Annotated in this window: 16 protein-coding genes; 7 read left to right on the top strand and 9 right to left on the bottom strand. The window is 72.1% G+C overall.

All coding sequences use genetic code 11. From position 1 onward, the window contains the following. The first annotated feature begins 60 nt into the window (after positions 1-60). The 5 genes from ACF1BN_RS08745 (at position 61) to ACF1BN_RS08725 (ending at position 5,979) form a co-directional block, all read left to right on the top strand. A complete protein-coding gene (locus ACF1BN_RS08745) occupies positions 61-1,236 on the top strand; it encodes a mandelate racemase/muconate lactonizing enzyme family protein (protein ID WP_392330865.1) in 1,176 nt (391 codons plus the stop codon). A 101-nt stretch (positions 1,237-1,337) separates the two neighbouring features. Further along, positions 1,338-2,810 (top strand): hypothetical protein, encoded by a 1,473-nt coding sequence (locus tag ACF1BN_RS08740; RefSeq protein ID WP_392330864.1) that lies wholly within the window; start codon positions 1,338-1,340, stop codon positions 2,808-2,810. Positions 2,811-2,883: 73 nt separating this feature from the next. Continuing rightward, complete coding sequence (locus ACF1BN_RS08735; protein ID WP_392330863.1) at positions 2,884-4,206, top strand: ABC transporter substrate-binding protein; 1,323 nt, start codon at positions 2,884-2,886, stop codon at positions 4,204-4,206. A 7-nt stretch (positions 4,207-4,213) separates the two neighbouring features. Continuing rightward, positions 4,214-5,161: a carbohydrate ABC transporter permease gene (locus ACF1BN_RS08730; RefSeq protein ID WP_392330862.1), complete on the top strand. Its 948-nt coding sequence runs from the start codon at positions 4,214-4,216 to the stop codon at positions 5,159-5,161. Then, positions 5,158-5,979, top strand: coding sequence for a carbohydrate ABC transporter permease (locus ACF1BN_RS08725; protein WP_392330861.1), 822 nt, complete (start codon positions 5,158-5,160; stop codon positions 5,977-5,979). The genes ACF1BN_RS08730 and ACF1BN_RS08725 overlap by 4 nt, the downstream gene beginning before the upstream one ends. Before the next feature lie 101 nt (positions 5,980-6,080). Here ACF1BN_RS08725 and ACF1BN_RS08720 read toward each other — a convergent pair whose 3' ends face one another. The 4 genes from ACF1BN_RS08720 to ACF1BN_RS08705 all read right to left on the bottom strand — a co-directional run bounded on the left by ACF1BN_RS08720 (position 6,081) and on the right by ACF1BN_RS08705 (position 13,672). Further along, positions 6,081-8,975, bottom strand: a complete 2,895-nt coding sequence (locus tag ACF1BN_RS08720; RefSeq protein WP_392330860.1) for an ATP-binding protein — start codon at positions 8,973-8,975, stop codon at positions 6,081-6,083. Positions 8,976-9,074: 99 nt separating this feature from the next. Continuing rightward, positions 9,075-9,707: an ATP-binding protein gene (locus ACF1BN_RS08715; RefSeq protein ID WP_392330859.1), complete on the bottom strand. Its 633-nt coding sequence runs from the start codon at positions 9,705-9,707 to the stop codon at positions 9,075-9,077. A 207-nt stretch (positions 9,708-9,914) separates the two neighbouring features. Then, positions 9,915-11,936: an NPCBM/NEW2 domain-containing protein gene (locus tag ACF1BN_RS08710; protein WP_392330858.1), complete on the bottom strand. Its 2,022-nt coding sequence runs from the start codon at positions 11,934-11,936 to the stop codon at positions 9,915-9,917. A 38-nt stretch (positions 11,937-11,974) separates the two neighbouring features. Further along, entirely contained in the window at positions 11,975-13,672 is a 1,698-nt protein-coding gene (locus ACF1BN_RS08705) for a hypothetical protein (protein WP_392330857.1), read from the bottom strand. Between the two features lie 469 nt (positions 13,673-14,141). Here ACF1BN_RS08705 and ACF1BN_RS08700 point away from each other — a divergent pair, with 469 nt between their 5' ends. Together ACF1BN_RS08700 and ACF1BN_RS08695 are read left to right on the top strand one after the other, a co-directional pair. Then, positions 14,142-16,316 (top strand): alpha-galactosidase, encoded by a 2,175-nt coding sequence (locus tag ACF1BN_RS08700; protein ID WP_392330856.1) that lies wholly within the window; start codon positions 14,142-14,144, stop codon positions 16,314-16,316. Between the two features lie 79 nt (positions 16,317-16,395). Further along, positions 16,396-17,598 carry an ROK family protein gene (locus ACF1BN_RS08695; protein ID WP_392330855.1) on the top strand — a complete coding sequence of 401 codons (1,203 nt, stop codon included), beginning with the start codon at positions 16,396-16,398 and terminating at the stop codon, positions 17,596-17,598. 151 nt (positions 17,599-17,749) lie between these two features. On the opposite strand, the gene ACF1BN_RS08690 is transcribed toward ACF1BN_RS08695, so the two are convergent. Genes ACF1BN_RS08690 through ACF1BN_RS08670 form a run of 5 tightly spaced genes read right to left on the bottom strand, consistent with a single transcriptional unit; the run spans position 17,750 to position 23,685 of the window. Next, positions 17,750-18,748, bottom strand: coding sequence for a LacI family DNA-binding transcriptional regulator (locus ACF1BN_RS08690; protein ID WP_392330854.1), 999 nt, complete (start codon positions 18,746-18,748; stop codon positions 17,750-17,752). A 23-nt stretch (positions 18,749-18,771) separates the two neighbouring features. Next, positions 18,772-20,535 carry a glycoside hydrolase family 36 protein gene (locus ACF1BN_RS08685; protein WP_392330853.1) on the bottom strand — a complete coding sequence of 588 codons (1,764 nt, stop codon included), beginning with the start codon at positions 20,533-20,535 and terminating at the stop codon, positions 18,772-18,774. Then, positions 20,532-21,407, bottom strand: coding sequence for a carbohydrate ABC transporter permease (locus ACF1BN_RS08680; RefSeq protein WP_392330852.1), 876 nt, complete (start codon positions 21,405-21,407; stop codon positions 20,532-20,534). Before ACF1BN_RS08680 ends, ACF1BN_RS08685 begins: the two co-directional genes overlap by 4 nt. Continuing rightward, a complete protein-coding gene (locus ACF1BN_RS08675) occupies positions 21,404-22,330 on the bottom strand; it encodes a carbohydrate ABC transporter permease (RefSeq protein WP_392330851.1) in 927 nt (308 codons plus the stop codon). Before ACF1BN_RS08675 ends, ACF1BN_RS08680 begins: the two co-directional genes overlap by 4 nt. A gap of 5 nt (positions 22,331-22,335) precedes the next feature. Next, positions 22,336-23,685 (bottom strand): ABC transporter substrate-binding protein, encoded by a 1,350-nt coding sequence (locus ACF1BN_RS08670; protein WP_392330850.1) that lies wholly within the window; start codon positions 23,683-23,685, stop codon positions 22,336-22,338. Positions 23,686-23,697 lie beyond the last annotated feature (12 nt).

Raw genomic sequence — 23,697 nt, 5'->3', positions numbered from 1 at the left:
CGTCACCACCGCCGCCGGACGCATGCCGCCCGGCCGCATCACCCACTGGAGAACCACCACATGACCACGCAGCCCGTGCGCATCGCCAAGGTCGAGGCGCTGGCCCTGTCCGCCAGCTTCGACGACCTCTACGACTCCCCGGACGACGTGCCGGACTGGCTGCGCTACCCCGCGTCGAGCCATCTGGTCCTGCCCCGGCGCGGACAGTACGCCACCCTCGTCAAGGTCCACGCCGAGGACGGCACCGTCGGCATCGGCGAGTGCTACGGGCTGCCCTCACCGCAGGTAACCGCCACCGTGGTCAGCACGGTCCTCGCCCCGCTCGTCGTCGGCCAGGACGCCCTCGCCACCACCGCGGTCTGGGAGCGCCTGTACCAGGGACAGGCCGCCGGCGGTCACAACCGCGGCTTCTACCTGGAGGCCCTCGCAGGCATCGACCTCGCCCTGTGGGACCTGCGGGGCAAGCTCGCCGGCGTACCCGTCCACCGGCTCCTCGGCGGCCCGATCCGCGAGAAGATCGACTGCTACGCCAGCCCGGTCGCGCTGCACGCCGACCCGGCCGACTCCGCGCGGCAGGCCCTCGGCTTCGTCGAGCAGGGCTTCAAGGCGTTCAAGGTCAAGATCGGCCGGGGCGAGCACACCGACCGGGCGCACCTCACCGCCGTACGCGATGCCGTCGGCGGCGACGTCGAGATCCTCACCGACGTCAACTGCGCCTACGACCTCGACGAGGCCACCCGGGTCGCCAGGGTCCTGCGCGACCTGGACATCTCCTGGTACGAAGAGCCCCTCCAGGTCGACGACCTCGCCAACCTCGGCGAGCTCCGCCGCCGCACCGGCCTGACGATCGTCAACGGCGAGACCCACTTCACCCGCTTCGACCTGCGCGACTCGCTGCTCAACAGGGCCATCGACGTCTTCATGCCCAACGTCGCACGGTGCGGCGGCATCACCGAGGCCACCCGCCTCTCCGCGCTCGCCTCCGCCTTCCACGTCGACATCGCGCCGCACGGCGTCGGCTCCGGCGTCAGCCTCTGCGCGGCACTGCAGCTGTGCGCCGCCACGCCCAACCTGCGCACCTACGAGTACAACCGCCTCCCCAACCCGATCCGCGAACGCATCCTGACCGACCCGCCGGAGTTCCACGACGGCGTGCTGTACGTCCCCCAGGGTCCCGGCCTCGGCGCGACGCTCGACGACGACATGGTCGACCGCTACACGATCGCCGCCTACTGACCCCTCCCCAGACCGGCGGTGGCCGGGCCCGTCCCGCACCGGCCGCCGTCTCCCCCGCGCACCACCCTGCCCGTCTCTTTCCTGCCATCAAAGGAGATGCCATGTCCTCGCACGGTTCCCAGGGTCCGAGCCGCAGGTCGATCCTGCGGGGAGCGGCCGTCGCCGGCGCCGCCGCCGCGCTGTCCTCGGTCGTCAACCTGTCGACCGCGCAGGCCGCCACGTCCGGCAGCTACACCATCCGCTTCGACAACGGCCGCCGGCAGACGATCTGGGGCCTCGGCTTCGAGATCCAGTCGGACTCCATCGGCTCCAACAACAACGGCCTCCCCGACACCGTCAGCGGCGTCCCGTACGACCTGACCCCCTCCGAGCAGACCCGCTTCATCAACGAAATGCTCAAGGGCGGTCGCTCCGACCGCGGATTCCGCTACTGCCGGCTCGCCATGGGTCTCTACTACCGCGGCCTCGACCCGACCAAGAAGCTCATGCGCGGGCGCTACCCCGGCCAGACCGCGCTCCTCGCCGACATGTGCGACCGGGCCGGGATCGAGGGGCTCTCCGTCGAGTACTGGTCCCCCGCGCCCGGCTGGAAGTCCAACGACTCGTACATCGGCGGGACGCTCAAGTCCTTCGAGCCCGCGTTCCTCGACGAGTTCGGCGACGCCCTCGTCGCCGACCTCGACTACCTGACCGCCGGCGGGCTGCGCGTCTCGCAGTGGGGCCTGCAGAACGAGCCGCGGTACAGCACGCCGTACTCTTCCTGCGTCTACAACGCCGAGCAGTACCTCAAGACGTTCAAGGCCACGGCGTCGAAGATCCGCGCGAAGTACCCGGACACGCTGATCACCGCGGACAGCCAGGACGGCTGGGGCGGGGCGATCGGCGGCGCCCTCCTCGCCGACCCGGCGGCGCTCGACCTCGTCGACGCCTGGACGTACCACCGCATCGGCTACGACAGCAACTACCAGATCGACAACGACTTCAACCGCCTCGCCCAGGGCAAGATCGTCTTCAACAACGAGTTCGAGTACCTCGACAACAAGACCTCGGACTGGCGGACCATCAACACCGCCCAGTCGATCATGAACTGGATGACCTTCCAGAACTCCCCGACCTGGTACTGGCTCCACGCGCTGAAGCCGATCGCCAACGCGGAGGCCCCGGGGTACTCCCTCGGCTTCTGGCGCCCGCCGCACGACACGGACTTCTCCCGCTTTCCCGACCTCAAGCCCGGCCACTGGACGTGGAACCCGCAGAACTGGAACGGCCTCGCCGGCTTCGTCACGTACATGCCGTGGGACTCCGTGCGCTACCACGTCGAGGAATCCACCGTCCAGCGGGACCAGCGGATCATGGCCTGGAAGACCCCCGCCGGAAAGCCGGTCTTCGCTGTCACCAACCGGTCGGCCACCGAGTCGTTCACGTACACGATCGACACCCAGACGGCCGCCTCCTTCGAGGGCCACCGCTACAGCCCCACCGTCAACGACCAGCGTCTCGCCAAGAAGACCGGTCCGACGCTGACCGTCACCGTCCCGCCCCTGTCCGTCGAGTTCTGGGTCCGTACGCCGTGACCGTCGCCCGGTACACGACGACGAGACCCGCACAACAGCGCCCGCACAGCGCACAGCTCTAGGAGAACGCACCATGGCACGACCCAGAAGCCGCCTGCTCCTCGCGGCGTCGCTCGCCACCGCCTGCGCGATGACCGCCTCCGCCTGCTCCACCTCCCAGGGGGGCGGCGGTTCCGCGGGCGACGGGAAGGGCACCGTCGAGTTCTGGTCCATGCCGTTCTGGATCGGCCAGGACGACAAGGTCAAGGAACTCGTCGACCAGTTCAACACGTCCCAGAGCGACGTCACCGTCAACCTCACCCAGCTGGAGTGGAAGGACGGCCGGGACAAGATCAAGCAGGCGATAGCCGCCGGCAAGGGGCCGGACGTCTGGCTCATGAACAACGGCCTGGAGCTCGACTACCTCAAGGCCGGCTCCCTCGCCCCGCTCGACGACCTCGGCTACACCAAGAACGACACCGCCGCTTTCCTCGACCTCGTCAAGGTCAACGAGTACGAGGACAAGCTCTACGGCGCGCCGCTGTACTTCGACGTCAGCGTCATGCTCTACCGGACCGACGTGCTCAAGAAGTACGGCTTCGCGGGGCCGCCGACCACGTGGGACGAGCTGAAGACGACCGCGTCCGCCATCACCACCAATTCCACCGCCGACGGCAGCAAGGTCAGCGGCTGGCAGTTCAAGGGCATGGACGACCACGTCAACGGCATCAACTCCACCTGGGAGAGCTTCCTCTGCCAGGCCGGCGGCAGCCTCACCTCCGGCGACCACACCAAGTCGACGCAGAACACCGAGGCCGGCAAGACCGCGATGGAGTACATGAAGTCCTTCTACCAGGACAAGACCTCGCCCGTCGGCACCAGCGCCCTCAACGGCTTCATCGACGGCAAGGTCGCCATGTTCTCCTTCTTCCAGTCCGTCGCCGCCAACGTCGAGGCCGGTGGCGACAAGACCGCCGGCAAGTGGGCGATCGCCCCCATGCCGAAGGGCCCGAGGAGCGGCTGTTCCATGGTCGGCGGGCACAGCCTCGTGGCCAGCTCGCAGAGCAAGGACCTCAAGGCCGCCGGCACGTTCATGAAGTGGCTCGCCTCCCCCGAACGCAGCGCGCAGTACATGGACTTCCGCGCGATCTTCCCGTACCAGCCCGCCAAGGTCGCCCCGGCCGTCAAGGCGGCCTACGACAAGCAGGTCGCGAGCGACCCCAACTGGGCGCCGATCCTGGAGCAGCTGGGCCGCAATACCCCGGACCTGCTCCTCCAGGACCGGCACGGCTGGGCCACCCGCTGGGAGGCCCAGAAGGCATCGGTGGTCGCCGGCGTCGGCGGCCAGGTCCCCGTCGAGCAGGCCCTGAAGTCGATCGACGACGAGGTCGGCAAGGCCCTGGGCACGGAGAAGTAGTCACCTCATGAACACCACCACAGAGCTTCCCCCGAAGCTCTCCACGGACTCCGGGCGCGGCACCGACCGCGCCCGGGGCACCGGGCGCACCCGCCGGCGCAGGCCGACCGGGGCGCTCGCCGGCTGGCTCTCCGTCGCCCCCGCCCTGCTGGTCATCCTCGGCTTCACGTTCTACCCCATGGTGCAGTCGATGCTGCTCAGCACCGACCGGTGGAACATGCTGGGACCCCGGCAGTTCGTGGGCACGGAGAACTACGAGACGATCCTGTCGGCCGGCACCTTCCGGGAGAGCCTGTTCAACACCCTGGTGTTCACGGTCATCACCCTGATCGGCACCTACGTCCTCGCCCTCGCGACCGCCATGGCGGCCAACCGCGAGCGGCGCTCCGCCCGCATCATCCGCACCATCACCGTCCTGCCCGCGGTCATCCCCATGGTCGTGGCCGGTCTGATCTGGAAGTGGCTCTACGAGCCGGACCACGGCCTCATCAACAACCTGATCGCCCTGGTCGGCGCGGACGGCGCCCGCTGGCTGTTCGACAACGACCTCGCGCTCCCGGCCGTCGCGGTCGTCAGCGTCTGGAAGGACTTCGGCATCTACGCGCTGATCCTCCTGGGCGGTCTCCAGCGCATCCCCGCCGAGCTGTACGAAGCGGCGACCATCGACCGGGCCGGCCCGTGGCGTCAGTTCCGCTCGGTCACCCTGCCCATGCTCCGGCCCGCGGGAGCGGCGGTGTTCCTGCTCCTGGTCTTCAACTCCTTCAAGGTCTTCGACCAGGTGTGGGTGATGACCGAGGGCGGTCCGGGCACCGCGACCCTCACCGTGGTGACCTTCATCTACACCAAGCTCCTCACCGATGTCGGTGTCGCGTCGGCCGCCTCCGTGGTGCTGTTCGTGATCCTCCTGCTCATCACGGTGATCCGGCTGCGCCTGACCTCCCGGGAGGAGTCATGAAGAGTCGCGCGAGCGGGCTGCCCCGCACCCTCTGGCTCGTCCTGATCAGCGTCTTCGCGGGCCTGCCCGTGCTGTGGATGGTCGTCACCTCGCTCCAGCCCATGGAGGAACTGCTGGGGACCGACGCGAGCCTCATACCGGGCTCGGTGTCCCTGGACGCGTACGCGGAGGTCCTGAGCCGCTTCCCGTTCTGGCAGTGGTTCATGAACTCGGTGGTCGTGGCCGCCGCGGTCGTCGCGGGCAACCTCGTCTTCGACACGCTGGCGGCGTACGGTCTCAGCCGGATCAGGTTCCGCGGGCGGCAGGCCGTGCTCACGCTCATCCTCGCCACCCTGATGATCCCGACGCAGGTCATCCTGGTGCCGCTGTACCTGGTGATGCGGGACCTGAACTGGATCGACACCTACTGGGCGTTGATCATCCCGTTCCTCGCCAGCCCCACCGGCATCTTCCTGCTCCGGCAGCACTTCGTCACGCTGCCGGTCCAGCTGGACGAGGCGGCCGCCATCGACGGCGCCGGACGGCTCCGCACCCTGTGGAGCATCCTGCTGCCGAGCTCGTGGCCGGCGCTCGGCACGGTGGCGGTGCTCAAGTTCATGTGGACGTGGGGCGAGTTCGCGTGGCCCTCCCTCGTCACCAACGACGAGCTGCTGCGCACCCTTCCCGTCGGACTGGCCCGCTTCCAGAACCAGTTCGACCCCCGCTGGGACCTGCTCATGGCGGGCTCCGTCATGGCCGCCATCCCCGTCGTGCTCTGCTTCGTCCTCCTCCAGCGCTTCTTCGTGAGCGGGCTGACGGGCGGCGCCGTCAAGGAATAGGCCACGCGGCGGAGGGGGCCGTCCGGAATCCCGGGCGGCCCCCTCCGCGGTGGGGTGCCGGTCCGTCCGTCACTCCCACCCGGCCGGCTCCACGGGTCGGGTCAGTCTTCGGCCGGGCGGTTCCCGAGCGCGGTGGCGACCGTCTTCCGTGTCGTGCCCAGCTTCTTGAGGACGTTCGCGACGTGGTGCTCGACGGTGCGGGGGGAGAGCACGAGCGCGGCGGCGATGTCCTGGTTGGTCGCCCGGTGGGCGAGCAGCTCGGCCACCTCGCGTTCGCGGGGGGACAGCTCCTTGCCGTAGCCGCGGCGGCCCGGGGAGGAGGGCCGGTGGGTGCCGAGTTCGTGGCCGAGGCGGCGGGCGCGGGCGAGGTCGGCGGTGGCGTCGAGGGCCGCGTAGGCGCCGAGGGCGGCGGCGAGGGCCGAGGACGCCTCCTCGGGCCTCGTCCGCCGCAGCGCGCGGGCGCGTAGTTCCGCGGAGCGCGCGGCGGGGCGGAGGCGTCCGATGTCCCGCCAGAGCAGGTGGGCGTCGTGGTGTTCGGCCGCCGCCCGCTCCGCGTCGGTCTCCTCGGCGAGCAGCCCTCGTGCCGTGTGGAGGTCCGCCGTCACGGCGGGAGCGACGAGCCCCAGGGCTGCGTGCTCCTCCTGGGCCACGAGGTGTTCCGCGGCGTGGCGCTCCCCGCACGCCAGGGCCGCGGCGACCGCGACGGGGAGCAGTCCGGCGGCCCGGCTCCTGCTTCTCGCTCCGTGCAACCCGACGATCGCCTCGTGGGCGCGGGTCCATGCCCCGCTCGCGTCCCCCTGGGCGAGGAGCCCTTCCGCGCTTCCGGTGACGGCCCGCGCCCCGACGCTGCCGGTCAGCCGGCTGGAGGTCTCCGCCGACGCCCGGGCGAAGTGCTCCAGGGCGCGTCCGGGGCTGCCCCGGGCCAGATCGCGTGTGCCGAGGAATAGTGCGCGTTCCGCGCCCACGACCGGGGTGTCGGGGTATTCGGCGTGGAGCGCCGCGAAGCGTTCGTCGAGCCCGTCCCACCGGCCCGCCAGCGCGTCCAGCCGGTACAGGCTCATCCTCGCGTAGAGCTCCACGGCCGGGAACCCCGTCGAGCGGCCCAGCTCCAGCGCCTCCTCCATGAGCGCGCGGGAGCGGCGGTCGTGGCCCGCGTCGATGGCGTTCTCGGCGACGTTGTAGACGGCGCGGGCGGTCTGCCGGAGCACGCCGAGTTCGACGCCGCGCCGGGGCAGCTCCTCCAGGGCGTTCCAGACGCCGGGGTCGCACACCATGGCGCGCAGGGTCAGCCGGGTGGCCCGGACGTCGGCGGCGAGCGGTCCGTCCGGCACATCCCGTACCGCTTCCTCGGCCTGGGCCATCCACCGCTCGGCCCGTCCGGCGTCGACGGACTCGTCCACGGCGAGCGCGACCAGCGCGGGGACGGCGGCGAGCGACGGCGCGCCGATCTCGGTGAGGGCCCTGGACAGCTCGGCGTACCCCTCCTCGTCGAAGGACTGGTTCGTCAGCAGCAGTCCCAGGCCGGTGCGGATCTCGCCCCGCGTCGCTGGCGGCAGGCGGTCGTCGTCCAGGATCGCCCGCAGCGCCGCGGCGTTCTCGTCGAAGTCGGCGCCCTGGCCGGCGATCGGTGCCAGGTGCAGCGCGGCCCGGGACCGCATCCCCACGTCGCTGTCCGGTTGCCGGAGGATGCGCCGCAGGAGCACGGCCGCCGTCCCCACGTCGCCGACGAGGACGGCCTGGTCGGCGGCCTCCTCCGTCCGGCGCAGCCAGACCGGTCGGTCCCCGAGCGCCTTCGCGTGGTGGGCGAGCTGCACGAGCGGGGGCGGCGTATGCGCCTCGAGGACCCGGACGGCGCGGGTGTGCAGCCGTCGGCGCAGGGGACCGGGGAGGCGGGTGTAGGCGACCTGCTGGGCGAGGACGTGGCGGAATCCGTACCGGTCGTCGGCCGCTTCCCGCAGCAGCGAGGCCCGGAGCGCCTCGACGAGTCCCGTGTACGCCTGCTCCTCGTCCAGGTCCCCCACCGCTCGGAGCACGGCCTCCGCCGAGGGGACGGCGAGGGCCGCGGCGGCGGCCACGACCTGCTCGGCCGCCGGTGAGAGGGTGGCGAGCCGTTCGGTGAACGCCTCGCGAAGGCTCCGGGGCACGTCGGCCGCGCGCAGCCGGGCGGTGTCGTCGGGCCCCTCCCGGTCGACGGGGTGGTCGGCCAGGGTGATGAGGTCCTCCTCCACCACCAGCGGCAGCCCTTCGCTGCGCCGGTACAGGGCCTCGACCAGGGCGGGCGTGGCACGGTCGCCGAGCGCGGCCTCGGCGAGCGCGGCGACGGACTCCTCGTCGAGGCGGCCGAGGCGGACCATCTCGCTCGCGGTGCCCGGTTGTCTTCGGTGGGCGGCGCCGAGGACGGGCGTGTCGGACGGAAGGTCCTCGGCGCGGTAGGTCAGGACCAGGCAGAGCCGCTCGGGGAGGGTGCGGGCCAGCTGGAGCAGCAGGTCGCGGGTCGCGTCGTCGATCCAGTGCGCGTCCTCGACGATCAGGACCGCGGGTCCCAGGGCGTCGAGGAAGGAGCGGACCGCCTGGAGCAGCGGGCCGCGCTCCGCGAGGGGGTCGGCCGGGTCTCCGGGCGGGAGCGTGGCGCGGTCCGCGAGGCCGGGCAGCAGGCGGGCCAGGGGCGGTGCCAGGGGAGGGAGGCCGTCGGCGGGCAGGGAGGGGATCGCCTTCTCCAGGGCGTCCACGACGGGGCCGTACGGCAGCGGCTCCCGCAGGGGGTGGCAGAAGCCGGTGAGCACGAGGATCCCGTCCCCGCGAAGATCCGCCGCCGCCTCGTGGACCAGGCGTGATTTGCCGGCTCCGGCCTCGCCCTCGACAAAGACGACCGCCGGGGGGCGGCGCGCCGCCGTGAGCAGCCGTTCGCTCTCCGCCGCCCGGCCGACGAAGCGGAAACCCCCACCGGGTTCCCGGGGCGTACCGGGGCCTTCGAGGACGTGGGCCAATACGATCACCTGCCCGTCGCCTTCACGCTAGCCCCGGCCCTGGTCACCGGCAACGGCGGGAGCGGTGCGCGGCCGGGGTCCGGCGCGGCACCGCTCCGGGCCGGCGTCTCAGGTGGCGGCGAGTTCGGCCCACACCCGCTTGCCGATGTCCAGGCGGTCGGCGCCCCAGCTCGTGCTCAGCGCGTCGACGAGCATCAGGCCGCGGCCGTGGCAGTCCTCCAGCGCGTCGGCGGAGCCCCAGGAGGTCCTGAGGTGCTCCGGGTCGAACGCGGGACCCGTGTCCGTGACGCCGAGACGGACGTACGCGTCGGGCTGCCGGGTGAGGGTCACGCGGGCAGGGGCGTGACCGTGCCGGACGGCGTTGGTGGCGAGTTCGGTGGCGATGAGCTGGAGGTCCGCGACGAGGTGTCCCAGCCGCCACCTGCGCAGGTGGCCGGTGACCCAGTTGCGCAGCCGGCCGGCGGAGTCGTCGTCCTCGGACAGGACTAGGCTGTGGCTCTCGGGCCTGGCGGGGCGGGTGGGCTCGGCGGAGGGCCGGGGGGAGGGAGGGAACGGGGGGCGGGGCGTCTCGTGCCGGCCGGCACCGTGGCAGCCCAGCAGGGCCGGGAAGAGGGTGGCAGCCCTCGAACCGCGGAACCTGGGGCGGGGGGACTCGGACGTGTCCACGACACCGTCCTGGTCCACGCCCGTCCGCGTGACGTCCCCTGCGGCGTCCGGACTGCTGGTGCGGGTGGTGCTCATCGGAATCTCCTGCGGTGAGATTGCATCCCCCACACACCACGGTGGGGACGGGGCGGCCACGGAACAATGCGGAGCCGAAATCCTGGGGGTACCCAGAATTCCCCGTGGACGCGACGTGCCCCGCGGTCGGGGACCGCGGGGCACGTGGCGCTACCGGACGTCACGGTCCGTGTGCGAGGTCCGCCCGCTCTCCGGGAGCGTGCGGTGTCAGGCGCAGGTGATCTTCAGGTCGGCCCAGTCCGCGTGGTCGTAGGACGCCCCGTCGCCGCCGTCTGTGACCACGAGGCGGACGGTCTCGGCGCCTGTCACGTCCGCGGTGAGCGGCCGTGCGGCGTCGGCGTTGGTCATCTTCGGGGTCGACGCCGCCAGGCGGTGATCGGCCCAGATCTCGAAGGTCACCGTGCCCTGTGTGCCCGACTCGTCGTCGAGTCCGACCTGGGCGGTGACGCGCGCGCAGTGCCCGGCGGTGTAGTACTCGACCGTGCTGGGCGAGTTCACGCCGAGACCCTTGGCGTGAACCACGCCGTTGATGGTGATCGGACGGCCGTCACCGGCCCCCGACTCTCCGTTGCTGGAGTCCTTCTCCACCGGACCCCAGCCGTTCGTGGCGGTGAGGGGGTGCAGGTCGCCGAGGTGGGACTCCCCGGCCGGCGGGCGGGTGACGCCCACGAGCACGGGCACCGGGATCACGCTGGTGAAGGAGAGGCCGTCGCGGGAGCGGTACTTCGTGGTGAGGGTGAGTTCGTTCCGCCCGGTCGCGTCGGCCGGGACGGTCACGTCCCACTCCGTGGCGAGCGTGCCGCCGGCCTTCAGCCGGCTCGTGGAGGACGGTGTCACGGCCTCGGCGGCCCAGCCGTTCTTGCCGGTGAGGGTGAGGGTGACGGTCCCGGTGGCGCCGCCGCCGTGGTTGACGACCGTGGAGACGATCCGCCGGGTCGTGCCCGGCTGGGCCACCGGGTCACCGCCGGCGGTGACGGAGAGCAGGGGCGGGAGCTGTGCCCAGGCGCGGTCGGCCGACACCTTCAGCAGGACCGTGCCGTGGGCGGGTACCGTCGCCGCGATCGCTCCGGACGTGCCCTTCTCCAGTGCCGCCCACAGGTCGCGTGCCTTGTATCCCCGCGCGGCCGGCAGGCCGACGGCCGCCGCGGTGGTCGCGATGTGCTGGGGCCGGTTGGTCTCGTTGAAGAGGGCGACCGCCCGGCTGCCGTCCGCGAGCCGCTTGGAGACGACCCAGCGGCCCCCGTCGGAGGAGACGACCTCGCCCTGCCTGCCCGCCGGGTCCTGGTCGACCGCGATCACCTCGCGGTTGGTCAGGATCTCGGCCGACACGGCGTCGAGCCTGCGCAGGTCGGAGCCGATGACCAGCGGAGCGGCCATCACGGACCAGAGCGAGAACTGGGACCGGTACTGGGTCTCGCTCAGGCCGTAGCCGCCGACGTGGAGGACGTCGGGGTCGTTCCAGCGCCCCGGTCCCGCGTGGGCCGCGAGCGGCAGGTTGCGCTTGAGGCGGGTCAGGACGCTGCCCCAGGTGTCGGCGCCGTCGCCGGTGGTGCGCCGCACCTGGGCGGTGTCGCCGTCCCATTCCCAGGAGCGGCCGGTGCCCTGGTCCGCGACGGTGAGGACGACGGGGCGGCCGGTGGCGCGCAGGGCGTCGCTCATCGTCGCGTACCGCTGCTCGGCGTCGGTGCCGCCGCAGTCGGCGTACGTCAGCTGGTCCACGCCCCAGTCGGCGAACTGCCGTGCGTCCGTGGCCTCGTGGCCGTGCGAGCCGGGGAATCCGGCCGGGTCGCAGGTCCGGGCGCCCGCTCCGGCGAGGAGGCCGAACTTCAGGCCCTTGGCGTGGACGTGGTCGGCGAGGGCCTTGATGCCGTTCGGGAAGCGGACCGGGTCGGGAACGAGCCTGCCCTGGGCGTCCCGCTCGGGCTTGGCCCAGCAGTCGTCGAGGTTGACGTAGGTGTATCCGGCGTCCTTCAGGCCCTTGGTGACGAGGATGTCGGCGATCTTCTTGACGTACGCCTCGTCGAACTCCGCGCGACAGCGGGTGGAGTCCCGGTTGCTGAAGCCCATCGGGGGTGCCGGGGCGAGGCCGGCGGTGGCGGCCCCCTTTGCGGGAGCGGCGGCGGCGGTGGCCGGGGCCGCCAGCGTGACGGCGGCGATCAGGGCCGCGGTCACGGCGCCGAGCGCTCTGCGCCCGGGTGCGCGGGGAGCGGACGGGGAAAGGTGACGCATCGTTGCATTCTCCTCGGCTGTGATGTCCTGCTCGCCGGTCAGCGGTAGTCGATCGTGTTGTAGTGGAGGGCGGCGAGGGCCGCCGGGCCGACGTCGTGTCCGTCGGCGGCGCGCTGGTCCCAGAACTCCCGGAAGCTGGAGGACCGGTGGTCGAGGAAGGTGTTCCACAGCGAGCCACGCGGGTCCTCCGCGTACGTGTCGCCCGACTCGTGCGTGCTGACGTCGGAGAGGTCGTGCAGCGCGCCGGCCACCCGGCCCTCGACCGCGTCGCCGTTCTCCCAGACCCGGCCGGGGACGGCGGTCCCCCAGGTGGCGTTCTCGTAGTCGAGGACGCGACCGTCGCCCCAGCGGAAGGTCGGGTCCTGGAGGATCAGTCCGCCGTAGTACGTGGGCCAGCCCTCGGTCCAGGCGCAGCCGGGGGAGCTCACCTTGTGCAGGGTGTGGCTGGAGCAGTTCGGTGTGGAGGGCCACCAGTCGTCGTAGACGTCGTCCATGAGCGAGTGGCCGAACTCGTGGAGGGTGACGATGGGCGTGTCGGGCGTGCTGCCGCCGATGTACGAGGCGTTCTCCTGCAGGTCGGCGTAGCAGCAGGTGGTGGAGTCGGGCTCCCAGTTGACGGCGCCCTGCCGGCAGGTGGTGTCCCGGTCGTCCCAGCAGTCGCCGGGCGTGAAGTTCCAGGCGGAGTTGAGCGAGTCGAAGGCCTGGACGGCGCGCATCAGCTCGGGCGCGGCGGGCTGGGTGGCACCGAAGTCGACGGTCCTGCCGTTCCGGACGTTCTTCGAGACGGCGGTGTCGAAGCGGTAGGCGGCCTTGGTGCGGTTGGCCTGGATCTTCCACTGGACGTTCTCGGTGGCGAGCCGGACGAAGACGTCCTGGGTGCGGTCGCCCGGGTCCTTGTTGTCGAAGCAGAGCTGGTAGCGGCCGTACTCGTCGGTGACTCCGGTGGCCAGCAGCTCGTCCTCGCCGTTGGGGTCGGCGTCGAGGACGCTCACGCCGGCGTTGGCCGACACCCGGGTGTAGCCGGTGTGCTCGACGTAGTTCCAGCTGCCCTTGACGCATGCCTGGCCCCGGCCCGGCCGGTCCGGGGCGGTCGGGGAGGCGGCGGGCTTGTGCTTCCAGGCCAGGCTGGAGCGGGTCGCCGGAGCGTTCGTCGCGGTCACGGCGTCGACGGCGCGGACGGTGATGCCCTCGGTGGAGTCGGCGTCGTCGACGGTGAGGAAGCTGCTGCCCGACGCGGTGTCGGTCGCACCCTCCGCCGTCGCGGTGGCCCGCACCTCCGCCGGCCCCTCGGCGACCGCGCGGACGCGGCCGGTGAGCGTCGTCGGGGTGCCGGCGGTGACGGTGTGGTGGCCGCGGGCGCGGTGGACCTCGCCGCCTTCCACGGGGACGGTGGAGGCCGCGGTGGTCACGTCGAAGCCTTCCGGTGCCCGTACCCAGGTGAGGTGCGTGGGGAGGAGGAGTTCGAGGTCGAGGGCGTCCCGGGCGGCCGTGGTGCGGACCTGGACGGTCACCTCGGTCTCTCCGCCGACCTCGGGGAGGTCGGCGAGGGTGACGGTGAGGGCGAGACAGCTGTCGTCGTGGTGGGCGTCCTCCGGCGAGGAAGGGGATATCGGCGCGCAGTCGCGGGTTGCGGTGCCGGGGAGGGTCGGTGCGCCGGAGGCGGCGAGTACGGGCGGGGCCGAACCGAGCAACAGGCCGGTCACGGCGGTGCCCAGGACGAGGCGACGGAAGCGCATGCGCGCGTGCCTTTCTTCGCGGGTCTGGTGAGGGGCGGCGGTCCGGGGAGCGGGGAGGCGATGCGAAGTCCGGACCGCCGGGGGCCGGGCCGCCGGGCGGGAAGGCGTGGTCCCGCCCGGCGGGCGGCGTGGCGGGACGAGCGGCCCCGGCTGTTCTCCGGCGGCCGTCCGTACCCGTCGCGCGTCCGGCCCCGGTCACGGATCGCCCTGCCCGTGCCGTGCGCGGGACCGCAGGCGCCGGGCTCACTCATGACCGGCGCCGGCCGCACGGACCAGACCTCAACGATGAACAGAATGTGACGAGAACGAACACGCGGCCCGCATGTTTTCGCCCTCTTCCCCACCGCGTCAAGGATGTTCACCGATATCCGCGCCGATCCTCGCCAGTGTCCGGAAGCAGACACCCGACGCGTCGCCGGTGCGCTAGAACGAGCAGCGCACCGTACTTTTCCCTGCCACGAGGAGACCAGTGCGCGACCAGCTCGCCGCCGCCCCGACCGTGCTCCACCTCCGGTCGTCAGGCTGTTCGTTCCTGTTGGAATCGCTTCCCGGGCGGCTTCCGCTCGTCCGGCACTGGGGCGCGGACCTGGGGCCGCTGGACGAGTCGGCGGCCCGTGCCGCCTGCCTGGCCGGCGCGGCCGGCGGACGGCTTCCCGGCGAACTGGACGCCGGCCCGGCGTCGTTGGTGCCCGAGCCGTGGATCGGCTGGATGGGCCGCCCCGGGCTGGTGGGCTCCCGCGAGGGACGCGACTGGTCCCCCGCGTTCGCCGTGAGCTCCGTCCGTCTCGGCGGAACGGAGGTGACGGGCTACACGGAGGCCGGTCCCGCGACCGCCGAGATCACGGCCGTCGACGCGGAAGCCCGGATCCGCCTCGGCCTGAGCGTCGAGATGCTGGAGTCCGGTCTGGTCCGGATCCGGGGGCGCGTCGAGAACGAGGGCGCCCCCTTCGCACTCGCCGAACTCTCCCTGTACCTCCCGGTGCCGACCCGGGCGACGGAACTGGTCGACTTCGCCGGCCGCTGGGGCATGGAGCGGCAGGTGCAGCGCCTGGGCTTCGGCGTCGGCTCCCACGTGCGGGAGAACCGCCGGGGCCGCACCGGCCTGGACTCCGCCTACGTCCTGCACGCCACCGAACCGGGCAGCGACTTCGCCCGCGGCGAGACCTGGGCCGTCCACGTGGCGTGGAGCGGCAACCACCGTCACGTCGCCGAGCGGGACAGCACCGGCGTCGCGCTGCTCGGCGGCGGAGAGCTCCTCCTGCCGGGCGAGATCCGGCTGGAGACCGGCGAGGCGTACACCGGGCCCTGGGTCTACGGCGCGTACGGAGACGGCCTGGACCGGGTGGCCCACCGCTTCCACGACCACCTCCGGGCCAGGCCCGGACACGTCGCCTCGCCCCGGCCGGTCACCCTCAACACCTGGGAGGCCGTCTACTTCGAGCACGACCGGGACCGGCTCCTCGAACTGGCGCGTCTCGCCGGGGAGATCGGAATCGAGCGCTTCGTGCTGGACGACGGATGGTTCGGTGCCCGGCGCGACTCCCGGGCCGGCCTCGGCGACTGGGCCGTCTCCGAGGACGTGTGGCCCGACGGCCTGCACCCGCTCGTCGACGCCGTCCACGCCCGCGGCATGCAGTTCGGCCTCTGGGTGGAGCCCGAGATGGTCAACCTCGACTCCGACCTGGCGCGCGCCCACCCCGAGTGGATCATGGCCGCGCGGACCGAACTGCCCGTGGAGCAGCGCTCCCAGCACGTCCTGAACCTCTCGATCCCCGCCTGCTACGACGCCGTGCTCGGACAGCTCCTCAAGGTCCTGGGCGAGTACGACATCGGCTACCTCAAGTGGGACCACAACCGGGACCACGTCGAGGCCGGCCTGCGCCCCCGGGGCGGCATCCCCTCCGAACACGCGCAGACCAGGGCCGTCTACCGCCTGCTGGCGGAACTCAGGGCCGCCCACCCCGGTCTGGAGATCGAGAGCTGCGCGGCCGGCGGCGGCCGGATCGACCTCGGCATCATGGAGGTCACCGACCGGGTGTGGGTGTCGGACGTCAGCGACCCCCTGGAGCGCCAGCGGCTGATGCGGTGGACCGGGCAGCTGCTGCCTCCCGAGCTGATGGGCGCCCACGTCGCCTCTCCCCGCTCGCACACCACGAGCCGCCGCCACGACCTGTCCTTCCGCGCAGCGAGCGCCTTCTTCGGCCACTTCGGAGTCGAATGGGACCTCACCGCGACCACCGCGGAGGAACGGGCGGAACTGGCCGGATGGATCGCGCTCCACCGGACCCACCGACGGCTCCTCCACACCGGCCGGGTGTGGCGCGGCCCCGATCCGGCCGCCGGCATCCAGAGCCACGGCGTCGTCGCCCAGGACGGCTCCGAAGCGCTCTACGCGTTCACCTCCCTGACCTGGTGCGCCACCGGCGCCCCTCCGCACGCCCGCCTGTCCGGCCTCGACCCGCGGGCCCGGTACCGGGTCAGGCCGCTGACCGTCGGCACTCCCCCGGCGGGCTTCGCCGCCCCGCCATGGTGGAGCGAGCGAGGCTTCGACGCACCCGGATCCGCCCTCGGCCGGATCGGCCTCCAGGTGCCGACGCTCCACCCCGAACAGTCGGTCCTCGTTCATGTGGAGCGCCTCGCCTGACCGAGGGGCACAGGGCCGGCCGCCCGGCTGATCGGTAGCATGATCCGATCACCCGGCCGCCGACGACGAGGACCCAGCCATGACCGCCGGCCACACCCCGCTGATGCGTGAGGTGCGGGACGGGAACGCCGCCGCGCTCCTCCAGCGACTCGTCCTCGACGGCCCGGCGGCCCGGAAGCAGCTCGGCCGGTCGACCGGACTGAGCCTCACCACGATCACCCGGCTCGTCTCCGGCCTCGTGGACGGCGGCGTCCTGTACGAACTGCCGGCGCGCCCGGTGGGCGGGGAACCGGGCAGGGCCGGACGGCCGGAGACACCACTCGGCTTCGTGCCGGGCGGACGGGTCGTCGTCGGGACGCACCTCCGGGAGGCGTCCGCGACCTCGTCCGTCTTCGACCTCGACGGGACGTGCACCGCCTCCTTCACCGTCCCCTGCCAGGACCCCGGCCCGGAGCAGGGGGTGGCCGCGGCGATCGCGGCGACCGAACGCGCCCTGGCGTCGACCGCCCCCGGCCGGGTGCTCGGCCTCGGAGTGAGCACCGACGGCGTGATCGATCCCCGGACCGGCGTCGTCGTGGACAGCCCGCACCCGGGCTGGCGGAACGCGGACCTGCGCACGCCCTTCGCACCCCTCGGTCCCCGGGTGCGGGTCGGCGGCTCCGTCCACTGCCTGGCGCTCGACGCGCTCTGGCGCGGCCAGGTGCCCCGTACTGACACCTTCCTCATGGTCCTCGTCGCGAACGTCGTCGCCTCGGCCCTGGTCGTCGGCCGTTCCCCGCTGTCCGGTCCGGACACCTCCGCCGGACAGATCGCCCACCTGCCCGTACGGAACGGACCGGGCGTCCTCTGCCCGTGCGGCGCCACCGACTGTCTGGGCGTCGTCGCCACCGACCGGGCCCTGCACGCCCGGGCCGTCGAGCGGGGCCTCCTGGCCCCCGCCACCCCCTGGGCCGACGTCCTGCGCGACGACCTCGACACCGCCGAGGGGCTGCGCGCGCTGCGCCTCGAACGGGCCCGGTTCCTCGGCGAGTCCGTGGCGACCCTCAACGCCTTCTGCAACCCCGAGGCGACCGTGATCGCCGGGTCCCTGGGCACGGAGGAGGAGGTCGAGGTCTGCCTCTCGACGGCCCGCTCCCACGCGGTCCGCATCGGCGCCGGAACCCTCACCCGTGTCGAGCACCGGCCGGTCCGCCGCTCCACCTGGGACCGCGCCTCGGCCGCCCTCGTCCTCGACGACTTCCTGCGCCGCCCGACCTCCTACGTCGCGGCGCTGCTGGACTGAGGCGCGCGCCCCGGATCAGAGGTCGTCGGGCCACTGACCCGGCAGCTCGTCCGCGGACAGGTCCGTCCGGGGCGTGACGGTCGTCAGGGACTGCCCGGTCCCGACCGTCCCGCCCCGGTACGGCCGGCGGGTGCCCCGGCCGGCCCGGCGCTCACGGCCGGGGTGCGGGGGCCGTGGTGGAGCGGATGATCAGCTCGGGGTCGAAGAGGAGCTCGCCCACCGGCACCTCCCGGTTGCTGACCAGGGCGAGGACGCTGCGCCCCACTTCGAGCGCGAGCCGGTCGGCCGGCTGGCGCACGGTGGTCAGCGGCGGGTCCACGAACTCCGTGATCATGGATCCGTCGTAGCCGACGACCGACACGTCCTCCGGGACCGAACGCCCCTGGCGCCGGATGCCCCGGATGGCGCCGAGCGCCATGTAGTCGCTCGCGGCGACGATCGCCGTGGCGCCGAGGCCCAGGAGCGTCTGGGCGGCGGCCTGTCCGCCCTCGACGGTGTACGACTGGCGGATGACCAGCCGTTCCGCGTCCTCGACGCCTCTCTTCGCCATCGCGTCGAGGAAGCCCTGGACGCGGCGGTCGGCGGGGTGGTTCCCGGTCGGACCCGACGCCATGCCGATGGCCCGGTGGCCCAGCCGGTGCAGGTGGTCGACCGCCAGCTCGGCGGCGAGCGCGTCGTCGGTGGAGTACACGGGAACCTCCACGCCGTCGGCGAAGACGCCGTTCACCCCGACGTAGGGGATGCGGCGGGCGCGGAGGAGCTCGTACGTCTCGGTGTCCGCGCCCTCGACGGTGTTCGACGAGGAGAGGAAGACGACGGCCGCGATCCCCTTGTCGACGATCGCGCTGATGTACTCGGGCTCCTGGACCCCGCCGGGGAACGCCGGGCAGAGCACCGCCTTCAGGCCGTGCGGGGCGAGGGCCGCCTCGATCCGCTCGGCCACGTCCGCGAAGAACGGGTTGGACACGTGCTCGGTGACGAGGGCGACGAGCTGCCCCTGCACCGGACGCTCGTAGCCCAGTTCCGCCATGGCGGTCTCGACCGCGTCACGCGTCTTCTTGGCCACGCCCTGGCGCCGGTTGATGACGCGGCTGACGGTGGCCTCGCTGACTCCGGCGCGGGCCGCGACCTCGACGATGCCGACCTTCATGGGGCTCCCCTCCGACGCGCGTTTCACGCGGTGTTCCTGATCGATCCCAGTCCCATGCGCGGCACCGGCAGGCGGTGCAGGCCGGTCGTGAGCTCGGTGCGGTGATGCTCGATCATACGGCCGTCCGGTCCTCGTACCTCGATCTCCACAGTGGCTCCGGCGTCGACGACCTCGACGACGAGCCGGTCCTCGCTCGTGCCGTTGACCAGCACGGTCCGGGAGACGGACGCCGGGCGCACCGGCACCGGGCGGTCGGTGTGGACGGTCGTGACGTTCACACCGTCCCGCTCCGAGCTCACCAGCGTGTAGAGGTCGTCCGGCCGGCCGGCCTCGAAGGTGCCGTCGAGCAGCTGCGGCCTGAGGAGACGCCAGGTGGAGAGCCAGAAGCGCAGAGCCGCGACGTGGTCCTCGGGCAGGGTGTCAAGCCGGACGGAGACCTGCGGCACCGAGTGGAGCGTGCCGATGAGCTGGCGCGCCGCGGACTCGACGGGTGCGTCGGTGTCCCAGAGCAGCGGGTCGGAGTGGACGGCGCCGCCGACCGCGAGCAGGCGGGTGTCGAGGGTGCGGACCCGGTTGGCGACGGAGTCGGCCGGGCAGTCGAAGGAGCGCAGCATGTTGCCGTACGCGACCATGCCGGGCCCCACGTACGGCTGGCGCAGTTCCAGGAGCAGGCCGGGGCGGACCGCCTCCAGGCCGGCGCGGAGTTCGGCGAGGAGCAGGGTCAGGGCCTCGCCGACGTCGCCCCGGCCGTCGCCGGCGTAGACCATGGCCTCGTTGAGGAAGTCCACCTTCAGGCCGTCGAGGCCGTAGTCGCGGACGAGGCGGACGCAGGTGGCGACGAGGTGGGCGCGGACCTCGGGCCGGCGGGGGTCGAGCACCTGCGCGCCGGGGACACCGGCGGACCGGGGGGCGTACGCGGCCCACGCGTCGTAGCAGTCGGCCTGGGGGCCGAGGAGCAGGGGGGCGACCCAGGCGAGGTAGCTCAGTCCGGTCTCCCGGACGCGGGCCACGTGGCGCGCGAAGTCGGGGAACTTCACCTCGTCCGGGATCCAGTCGCCGACGCCGGCGTAGCCGCGTCCGGTGCCGTACCGCTGCCAGCCGTCGTCGAGGATCATCGCGCCGAAGCCGATGTCGGCGGCGAGTTCGGCCTGCTTCTCGACGGCGGAGGCCTCGATCTGCTGGTTGAAGGCGTACCAGGTGCAGTAGAGCGGGAGGCGCGCCGCCTCGGGGACCGGCATGGACGGCATCGCCGCCTCGTACCAGCCGCGCAGCTCGCCGAGCGCCGTGGCGACGGACGGACGGCGGGGTACGAGGAGGAGGCGCTGGGGTCCGGCGGAGGCGGGGAGGCGGAGGTGGACGACGTAGGTGTCGTTCTCCTCGGAGACGCCCCAGAGGAGGGAGACCTCGGGGACGGGGTCGGCGGTGCCGAAGGTGAGCAGGGTGGCGCCCTGGTAGTCGTAGAGGCAGCCGGCGGCGAGGCCGTCGACGAGGCTGACGGTCGCGCGGCCCGCCCAGTCGGCGACGATGGTCCGCTGCCAGCCGGCCTTGGGGTGCCAGTATCCGGCGGCGTCCCCGAGGGGGAGGGAGAGCCGGATCTCCACCGGCTCGCCTTCGCCGTCGACGTGCAGCATCTGCAGGCCGTCGGGGAGGACGGAGACGTGCCACCTGGGCTCCCTCTCCCCTGCCAGGACGGCGATCTCGACGGTGTCGAGGAGGGGCTGGTACGTGGCGGGGGCGAGCTCGGCGGTGGTGACCGCCTCGGTGTGGAGCGTCACGTTTCGGTTCATCCCTTCACGGCTCCGGCGAGCAGGCCGGAGACGAAGTGGCGTTGCAGGGCGAGGAAGACGAGGGCCATGGGGATCGCCGCGACGGCCGTGCCGGTGAGGATGGCGCCGTAGTCGGTGTCGTCGACGCCCTGGAGCGAGGCGAGGGCCACCGGGATGGTGAACGACGCGTTGTCGCGCAGGACGATCAGCGGCCAGATGAAGTCGTTCCACTGGAACAGGAAGAGGAAGATGCCCAGGGCCGCGAGGGCCGGCTTCATCGGCGGCAGGACCACCTTGAAGAAGAGCCTCAGTTCTCCGCAGCCGTCCATCCGCCCGGAGTCGAGGAGCTCGTCGGGCAGCGCGCTCATGGACTGGCGCATCAGGAAGATACCGAAGGGCAGCGCGAGGTTGGGCATGATGACGGCCTGGTAGGTGTTGAGCCATTCCAGGTCGGCCATGAGCTTGAACAGGGGCACCAGGGTGACCTGCGCGGGGATGACCAGGCCGAGCATCAGCACGCCGAAGAGCGCGTCGCTTCCGCGGAAGCGGTACTTGGCGAAGGCGTACCCGGCCATAGTGCAGACGGCTCCCGCGCACAGCGTGTAGAGGACGGCGATGAAGAGGGAGTTGAGGACCACCTTCCCGAAGGAGACCGTGTTCTGGAGGGAGGCGAGGTTGTCGTCGAGGTGGTCTCCGGGCAGGAGGGGCGGCGGCGAGCCGAAGATCTCGCCCGAGCTGTGCGTACTGGCGATGATGAGCCAGTAGAAGGGGACGAGCACCGCGGCGAGGGTGATCGCGAGGCCGGAGGTCAGCAGGATCGACCGGCCGGCCCGGGTGGGCGGACGCTCGTCGCGGTTCCGTGTCCGGAGGGGACGCGTCGCGGAAGTGGTCATTTCTTGTCTCCCAGGACGCGGAACTGGATCAGTCCGAGGATGCCGATGAGGACGGCGAGGGCGTAGGCGATGGCCGAGGCGTAGCCGAAGTCGAAGTAGACGAAGGCGTTCTGGTACAGGTACACGCCGATGGTGAGGGTGGCGTTGTCCGGTCCGCCGCGGGTCAGGATGTACGGCTCGTCGAAGATCTGCAGGGTGCCGATGGTGGAGAGCACCGTGGTGAGCAGGATCGCGGGCCGGAGTCCCGGCAGGGTGACGTGGCGGAAGGCGCCCCAGGCGCCCGCGCCGTCGACCGAGGCCGCGTCGTACAGCTCGCCGGGGATCGTCTGGAGTCGGGCGAGCAGGATCACCGCGTTGTAGCCGGTGTAGTGCCAGGTGAGGGCGATGCCCAGGGAGACCTTGGCCCACAGGGGGTCGGTCAGCCACGGGACGTTGTCGACGCCGACGAGGGAGAGGACCCAGTTGGCGAGGCCGTACTCCTCGTTGAGGAGGACCGAGAAGACGATGCCGTAGGCGACGAGGCCGGTGACCATCGGGAGGAAGAACCCGAGGCGGAAGACCGACCGTCCCTTGAGCAGGGTCGAGTTGAAGGCGACCGCGAGCCCTGTCGCCAGGGCGAGCATGACGGGGACCTGGACGACCAGGATGACGGCGGTGTTCTGCAGTGCGGTCCAGAACAGGGGGTCCTGGACGAGCCGGCTGTAGTTCTCGCCGCCGACGAAGGTGTCGACTCCGCCCACGGTCTTGAAGAGGCTGAGGACGAACGACCAGCCGATGGGATAGAGCTTGAACACCGCGAACAGGGCGATCGCGGGCAGCACGAAGAGGTACGGGGCGAGGCGCCGGCCCGTCAGGCGCGGCGGACGGGTGTCCCGCGCCTGTCGGGGGGTGGCGGCGCGCGGGGTGCGCGACGGGGTGCTCATGGTGGTCACCGGACGACCTTGCGGCCCGTCTGCTTGGCGAGCTGGTCGGCGGCGGCGGCGAGCACGGTGGCCGGGTTGGCGCCCTTGAGGAGGACCTTGGTCTGGGCGTCGGTGACGGCCTTCAGGGCACGGGCGTAGTCGCCGGTGTAGTTGTAGGCCGGCTGCGGAACGCGCAGGGCGTCGTAGAAGATCTCGCCCTTCTTCTGGCCGCTGAAGAACGCCGAGGACTGGTGGAAGACCGGGTCCTCGTACGCCTTGAGGAGGGCGGGCGCGATGCCTTTGGCCTTGTAGATGGAGACCTGTGACTCGGGTCGGGTGAGGACGAACTCGACGAAGCTGTAGGCGGCGGCCTGCTGCTTGCTGTTGCCCGCGACGGCGAGGTGGGTGGAGTTCACGGTGGCGGCCTGGCTGCCGGTGGGGCGTACGGCGGGCGGCAGCCGGACCCCCCACTTGCCGGCCTGGTCGGGGACGGTGTCCTCGATGATGCCGCCGAACCAGGTGGGCCAGGGGAGGACCGCGGAGGTGCCCTTCTTGATGGAGCTGATGAGGGAGTTCCAGCCGCCGGAGATGTCGGCGACGAGGCCGGCGTCGTTCATGTCCTTGATGATGGTCATCGCCCGGACGGCCTCGGGGGACGCGAGCGTGATCTCGCCGTCGAGGTTGAAGTACATCGCGCCCTGCAGCTGCAGCAGCATCTGGAAGAAGTTCGCGGAGTCGGCCTGGGACGCCGGCTTGTCGATGCCGAGCAGAGTATGGCCGGTCTTGGCCTTGATCTTCTTGCCGGCCTCGATGGCGTCCTCCCAGGTTCCGATGGCCCCGACGTCGACGCCCGCCTTCTCGAAGAGGTCGGCGCGGTAGTAGAAGCCTCCCGAGTTGGCCTCCCAGGGGAGCGCGTTGACCTTCTTGCCGTCGGGGCAGACGGTCTCCCAGAGGCCGCTGGCGAAGGCTCCCTTGTGGGCGGTCGCGCCGAGGGGGCCGAGGTCGGCAAGCTGGGCGGGGAACTTCTCGACGTAACCGGGCAGGTAGTCGACGCCTATGTGGAGGACGTCGGCTAGGCCGGCGCCGCCGGCCGCCATCGCGGTGGTGATCTTGTCCCAGATGGCCGGGTTGCCGATGTCCTGGACGGTGACCTTGATGTCCGGGAACTTCTTGTTGAACGCGGGGACGAGGGCGCGCATCTCCGCGGCCGGGCCGGCCCAGCTCCAGACCGTGATGTCACCCTTGTTCGGGTCACCAGCCGAGCCGGCGCCACCCGCCGAGCTGCCCGTCCCCGAGCAGGCGGTGAGCCCGCCCAGCCCGACGCCCGCGGCGACTGCCCCACCCGCCTTGAGGACTCTGCGGCGACTCATCTCCATGGCATTCCCACC

The sequence above is a fragment of the Streptomyces sp. NPDC014861 genome (genome assembly GCF_043081625.1).
Lineage (GTDB): Bacteria > Actinomycetota > Actinomycetes > Streptomycetales > Streptomycetaceae > Streptomyces.
This window is presented reverse-complemented; position numbering and strand designations above follow the sequence as displayed.